At 65.5% G+C, this 6,681-nt stretch carries 3 protein-coding genes and 1 pseudogene; 2 read left to right on the top strand and 2 right to left on the bottom strand.

Annotated features, from left to right (window positions below; all coding sequences use genetic code 11):
- Positions 1-322: 322 nt before the first annotated feature.
- Both AAG816_RS27260 and AAG816_RS27255 read left to right on the top strand, forming a co-directional pair.
- Complete coding sequence (locus AAG816_RS27260) at positions 323-1,522, top strand: IS256 family transposase (RefSeq protein WP_341992863.1); 1,200 nt, start codon at positions 323-325, stop codon at positions 1,520-1,522.
- 129 nt (positions 1,523-1,651) lie between these two features.
- The gene (locus AAG816_RS27255; RefSeq protein ID WP_341992862.1) at positions 1,652-3,379 is read left to right on the top strand and encodes a glycosyltransferase 61 family protein; all 1,728 of its coding nucleotides are present in this window, start codon (positions 1,652-1,654) and stop codon (positions 3,377-3,379) included.
- Positions 3,380-3,403: 24 nt separating this feature from the next.
- On the opposite strand, the gene AAG816_RS27250 is transcribed toward AAG816_RS27255, so the two are convergent.
- Together AAG816_RS27250 and AAG816_RS27245 are read right to left on the bottom strand one after the other, a co-directional pair.
- Complete coding sequence (locus AAG816_RS27250; protein WP_341992861.1) at positions 3,404-5,779, bottom strand: glycosyltransferase; 2,376 nt, start codon at positions 5,777-5,779, stop codon at positions 3,404-3,406.
- Positions 5,780-6,003: 224 nt separating this feature from the next.
- A pseudogene (locus AAG816_RS27245) lies at positions 6,004-6,528 on the bottom strand (transposase); the annotation flags it as partial.
- Positions 6,529-6,681 lie beyond the last annotated feature (153 nt).

The raw sequence follows: 6,681 nt of genomic DNA, 5'->3' as shown, positions 1-6,681 counted from the left end.
GAAATCCGCTATCTGCTCGCTCGGATTCTTCTCAAGCCGGCTCTCGATCTCGCCTTCATTCTCGGGTGGTCACTCTGGCGGCGGCGCCACCAGAACACCGCCGCGCAAGCTCATTACCAAAAACGCAATCAAATGCAACTGTAGTACTAGTGCCCGGAATGGTCGTGCCCCACGAGGTGGTGTAGGAGCTGTGGGGAACCGGCCCGCCGCAGCGCCCTCCAATGGCTGGCGTAGGCGGGCCGGTTATCCATAGCGGGCGGTCATCGTGGTTCTTCGGTAGAGTCTGGTCACCACAACACAACCTCGACCGATGGTGACCACGATGACCGACGAGATGATGGCGCTTCGCACGATGCTTGAGAAGGGCGCGGATGCCGATGTTCTGCGCGAGATGATCGGCTTTGCCGCCGAGCGGCTGATGGAGTTGGAGGTGCAGGGCCTGACCGGCGCCGGACATGGCGAACGGTCGGCTGAGCGGCTGGTCCAGCGCAATGGCTATCGGGATCGCGACTGGGAAACCCGGGCCGGCACCGTCGAGCTGCGCATTCCCAAACTGCGCAAGGGCTCTTACTTTCCAGGCTTTCTGGAGCCGCGGCGGATGGCCGAGAAGGCGCTGACGGCTGTGATCCAGGAGGCCTACATCCAAGGCATCTCGACCCGCTCGGTGGACGATCTGGTCCAGGCGATGGGAATGTCCGGCATCTCCAAGAGCCAGGTCAGCCGGTTGTGCGCCGAGATCGATGACCGGGTGAAGACCTTCCTCGGCCGCCCCATCGAGGGCGACTGGCCCTACCTGTGGCTGGATGCCACGTATGTGAAGGTTCGCCAGAACGGGCGCATCGTCTCGGTCGCCGTCACTATCGCCGTGGCGGTCAACACCGACGGCCGCCGCGAGGTGCTGGGCATGGACATCGGCCCGTCGGAGGCCGAGACCTTCTGGATCGAGTTCCTGCGCAAGCTGAAACGCCGGGGGCTGAATGGCGTCAAGCTGGTGATCTCCGATGCCCATGGCGGCATCAAGGCCGCCGTCACCCGCGTCTTCCAGGCGACGTGGCAAAGGTGCCGCGTGCATTTTTCCAGGACCGCCCTTGCCCATGCTGGCAAGAGCGGGCGCCGCGTCGTGGCGGCCTTCATCGCCACCGCCTTCGCGCAGGACGATGCGGCCTCCGCCCGAACACAGTGGCGGCAAGTGGCCGATCAGGTCCGTCCAAAACTGCCGAAGCTTGCCACCCTGATGGACGAGGCGGAAGAAGACGTTCTGGCCTACATGACCTTTCCCAAGGAGCATCGGGCCAAGCTTCACTCGACAAACCCCATTGAACGTCTCAACGGCGAGATCAAGCGGCGCACCGAGGTGGTGGGCATATTTCCGAACGAGGAAGCGATTACACGGCTCATCGGTGCCATCCTCTTGGAACAGAATGATGAATGGGCTGTCCAGAGGGCGCGCTATATGACGCTGGAAACCATCGCCCCGCTCGGCGATGATCCCCTGGTCAGCCTGCCCGCCGTGGCCGCCTGACAATCCCGGCCAGACTGGCCGGAGAACCTGATGAGCGACCCAGGTCCTACACCACGCTCAGGGGCACGATCCCCGGAATTCGAACTGCCCTTTACTCGACCGGGTACCATAGTGAACACGACTGATCTCATGACCCGCGCTGTTGCGCATCATCAAGCCGGGCGGTTGGGCGATGCCGAGCCGATTTACCGCGCCGTGCTGTGCCAATCGCCTGACGAGTTCAATGCTCTGCATTGCCTGGGCTTGGTGTGCTGGCGGTCCGGGGATCCGGGCAAGGGGGCCGCGCTGATGCAGCGGGCAATTGCCATTAACCCCAGGTTCGATGCACCCTATATCAACATAGGAAACCTCTACCGCAGCCTGAACGAACGAAAAACCGCCATTGAATGGTACGAGCGCGGCGTCGTAGCCAACCCCGGCTCCATGCCCCTGCGTGAGATGTTCTGCGGCATGGCCCTTGACTTCGCCTTGACAGCCTTCAACCAGAACGACCTGGAAGCCGTCGGGGCTTGGGTTCGCCGCAGCTTTCTCCGGTTGGCCGACGCTCCCGGCCTCACCCAGTTCCTCTACGACCTGTATGAGAGGCAGATCCAGTTTGCCCTGTTTACCGGCCAGCATGATGTGGCCGAAGCCTGCCTGAGGGTAAAGAACCGTTTCGATTTTCCTGCCGTGCCGGCCAGCGAAATCGACGTTTTCGTGGTGGATCTTCACGACTTTCCGGAATGGTGCGCCGCCGCCGGCCTGTCCGTCCGGCTCTGGCATGCGGATGCCCAGCCTGTGCCGCAGACGGTGTTCGACGATTATCCCGCCTATCTGCACCGGTATCTGGACACCCTGCCGGCACTCGGTGCTTCTCCGATCGGTGTGACACTCGACGCCGGGATCGAGGTAATCCAGGGCTTCTACGTCAAGGACAACTACGAGAGCTTCGTCCTGGCCGATCGTCGGCACATGCTGCGCGAGAGCAAGACCAGCGTGGTGGGTGGTTCAATTGTACCGCTGGTCGGAGTGACGCCGGGCCTGGTCAATGGAGCGATCCGCCTTCCGCGGCCACTCTACTCGGTGGTCGACTTTCCGGAACCCACCATCTTCGTGCGGTCGACCCCCAACTACTGGCACTTCATGGTCGAGGTGCTCCCCATGCTGATCGCCTGCGCCCAGGTTCCGGAAGCCCGGGACCTGCCGATCGTCCTCTTCGACGTGCGCGACTATCAGTACGAAATGTTCGACCTGATCGGCGTGGCCCGCGAGCGCATCATCGACATGCGCCGCACCCTCGGTCCGGAGGGCGTCCAAGCGCTCTACCGCTTCCACCGGGCTGTGGTGCCGTCACAGGTGTCCTACCCCATCGCATACCGGTGGTTGCGTGAGGCGATGCTGCCGCAGGTCCGCCCCGGCCGTGGACCGTTGCCCCGGCGTGTGTTTCTGTCACGCCGCAACTCCTATCCGAAACATCGCATCGCCAATGACGCCGCGGTGGGTGATCTGCTGGCCGGCTACGGCTTCGAGGTGGTCCTACCTGAAACGCTGAGCGTCCTGGAAACCATCGAGCTTATCGCTCAGGCCGAGATCGTCGTCGCCCCCATCGGCGCCGGGACATCCAACCACCTGTACCTGTCTCCTCGCGCCACCTGGATCCACCTGAACAATGCGGACTTCTTCCATCCGGACTCTCCGTGGAACGATCAGATGGGCACCCAGGCCACGCTGATCGGGCATTTCAGCCACCTGACCGGGGCGTTCACCGGCGACCCCGCCGGGTTTCCCGACCGCTTGGTCGATCGGCTGGATATTCCCATCGACATCGACCTCACCTCCTTGGCCCGCTTGGTCGAGGAAGCGATTGCACGCCTATAGGCCGGACGCCTTTGGCGCGCTCCCTTACCGCACTTCGGAGCGCCGGCCCCGGGCGGCCTCCAGGGCGGCGTTCAGGCGGGTGACGTAAAGGTCCTGCACCGACTTGCGGTTCAGCGTGCGGCGGACCAACTCCCGTCCCGCCTCGGCGCGGCGCCGGGCCTCGGGGTCGTCGAAGCGGACGCGGCGCATTGCCGCCGCCGCCGCGGCGACGTCCGGCTCGAACCAGGCGGCGCCGGGGGTCACGTCGATATACTCGTCGGGTTCGATGAAGCGCTCCCGCCCGTCGACCAGAAAACCGGTCCGGTCGGTCATGTAGTCGAGGTTGGCAGAATAGCGCGAGGCGATGACCGGCTTTCCCATCATCATCGCCTCCGCCATCGTGTAGCCGAAGCCTTCCGCCCGGTGCAGCGAGACATAGCAGTCGCAGTTGCGCATCTCCGCCAGGGAATCGGCATAGGGAAGATCCTGGTCGCGGATGACGATGCGCGGGTCGAGCCGGGCCAGGCGGTCGAGCTGGAGCCTGTGGGCGGTGTCGGCGACACTGCGCGAACTGGCGCGGTAGCGGATGCGCAGGAGCAGCCGGACATCGCCGCAAGACGGATCGTCCGGCGGGAAGGCCAGCCGGAAGGCCCGCGCCGCCGCCAGCGGGTTCTTGCGGGTATACCAGCTGCGGGCGTCGAAGCAGAAATAGAAGGTGAAGGGCCGATCGCCCCGCCGGCCGGCGCCGTCCGCTCCCTCCGGAGCCGGGGCGGTGGCCCGTTCGTCCACGCAGTTCGGCACCACATGGATGGGACCGTGGAAATGGCGGGCCAGCCCCTGGGCGCAGAAATCCGACAGGGTCCAGATCTCGTCCATCAGTTCCAGCGTCAGCAGGCTGGAGCGCGGCGGCAGGCTGGTTTCCCATAGGAAGAAGCCGATGTTGTAGGCACCGGCGAAACGCTCCATCCCGTGGTTCACCATGTCGCCGGGGGCGCCGATGATGCCGAAATGGATCAGGTTGACCGGGTACAGCGCTTCGGTGGCGTGATGCTGCGGCAGGACCACTGGCGGCATGGTCACCGGCACGCCGGCCCCCGCCAGGATCTCGCGCGAGAACAAGGCGTTGCGGCTGATGCCGGTGCTGCCGTCGAAATAGCCGAACAGGTTCACCCCGCCCGTCGGGGCGCCGCCCTGGACATTACCGTTCCCGCCGCCTTGGGCCGGTCGGCGGGTGTCATGGGTCACGGCCGCGGCCTCCTGCCGGCGGCGCAGGGCGTCCAGGGTCAGGCCTTCCGCGCCCGGCATGTCCAGGAAGGAGAAGAAATAGCCGAGACCGCTCCACTCCCGTCCCGCATGCTGGATCCGGCGGTCGAACAGTGCGCGCACCGCCGGCGGCAGGAACAGGTCGTCCAGGTTCCAGCGGACCAGCCACAGGCTGATGCTGAGCAGGATGACGAACAGCGCCTTGTCGTCGCGCACCGCCAGCTTGCTGCCCAGCGCGTCGTCCATCGCATGCATCTCGACATAGAAGCGGGACAGCAGCCCATGCCCGGCCGTGCCGCCGCCTTCGACCGTCAGGGCGGCCGGCCCGTTCAGGTAATCGGCATGTTCGGCGGCGAGCGCCGTCTTGGGCAGGCGCGCCTTGCCGAACATCCAATGGACCAGGTTGCTCAGTTCCGCGGTGCCGGTCGGCTGGCTGGCCGTGCCCAGCACCTGTTCCTTGTATTCGGCGAGCAGGCGCGACCGGAACATGCCGCCGGCATCCTCCTCCCCCGACGCCAGGAAAGCGGTGACGTCGGCCGGGAGCGGACACCAGGCATGGTCGGCCAGATTGAAGCGGTCGGCATGCCGCACCAGGAAGCGCAGCAGGTCGGCGGCGCTGCGAAGATGGAAGTCCCGTGCCGCGCCCAGCCGGTGGAGTTGGTGCGCCAGGAAGGCGCCGATGGTCAACTCCGCCTCCTCGTATCCGGGGGCGGGGCGGGTCAGGCGCGGATCCTCCACCCGGTTGCGGGCACGCTTGGTCAGGTTCAGGGTCTCGGCGAGCGCCGTCCGGCACAGGGTCTTGCGTTCAGGCGTCATCCCGGACAGAGCGGTGTCGATGATCGCCCGATGCAGGCTGGTGACGATGGGGGCGTTGGGAATGGAGGCGGCGGTGCCGTGGATGCGGATGTCGACGACGCAGTCCTCCACCCCCAGCAAGTCGGGCGGCAGCGGGATGTTGAAGACGCCGAATCCCTTGTGCCCCGGCAGTGAGGCGAGCGCCTCGTGATACTCATTGCACGGATAGGTCCCCATGAACCAGCCGTTGACGTAGAGATCGACCAGGCATTCCAGCTCCGGCTGGGTCTTGTTGACCAGCCAGCCGTAGATCTTGCCCGTGGTGATGAACTCCAGCCTGCCCTGGTAACCGATCTCGCTCATAATCCGTCCTGTTCCAATGAAGGCTGGTGACGTGAAACCTGAAATCACAAGAGCGAAATGCTCGAAAGATGTGCAGGGCTCCCGCATGGAGGCGCCGCTTGCCATCCCGGCCGGATATCCATTCCGCAGGGGCTGGTATAGCGCGACGGAGAGCGCGTCGATAGGGAGGCGGCGTGTTGCACGGAGGTGATGCAGGCCAGAGGAGCCCTCTCCCGTGCCGTTGATCAGGCGCTGCGGACGGAGTTCGGGCTTCCCAGGTCAAGCATGCGATTGAGCACGTTGACGGCGATCCTGACCTCGGTGGCCTGCGCCGCGGCGGTGTGGAAGCGCAGCGCCGGTCCGAGGACCTGTTTCCAGCGCGCCATTTGGCTCTCCACGCGAGCCCTCGCGTTGTACCCGCTGGTGCGCTGCCAGGCCATCCGCCCCGTCGCGGCGATCGCCTGGATTTGGCGGTCGCGCGGCGTGGGCGCGGTCTCGGCGGTGTCGCTGAGCACGGCGTCGCGGCGGGGCGGCGCCACCACTGCGGCGTCGGGATGCCGCTCGTGCACGGCGGCGTAGACCCCGGTGTGGTCATAGGCGCCGTCCCCCGTCAAAGAGGCCACCGATTCGGTGAGTTGGTCGAGCAAGGGGCCGACCTGCGCGGCGTCATCAATGCCGCGCTCGGTCAGCGTGGCGGCGACGATCCGGCCGCTGGTCGCGTCCAGGCCAATGTGCAGGACCGGCCAGGAGCGCCGCTTCGTCGTGCCATGCTTCTCATACCAATTCCGGAAAGTTCCGACCTGTGGCCGGAACTTTCCGGACCCTCATACCGCCTCCAGAAACTTCTGACTCGGGTTGTGTCGCAGGGGATTGAGGCTGCGGCTTTGGTGTGATTCGCTGTCGGCTCTATTCAGCGGGGGAGC

The sequence above is a fragment of the Azorhizobium sp. AG788 genome, assembly GCF_943371865.1.
In the GTDB taxonomy this organism is placed as follows: domain Bacteria; phylum Pseudomonadota; class Alphaproteobacteria; order Rhizobiales; family Xanthobacteraceae; genus Azorhizobium.
The sequence above is the reverse complement of the archived record's forward strand: the minus strand, read 5'-3'. Positions and strand labels throughout refer to the sequence as shown.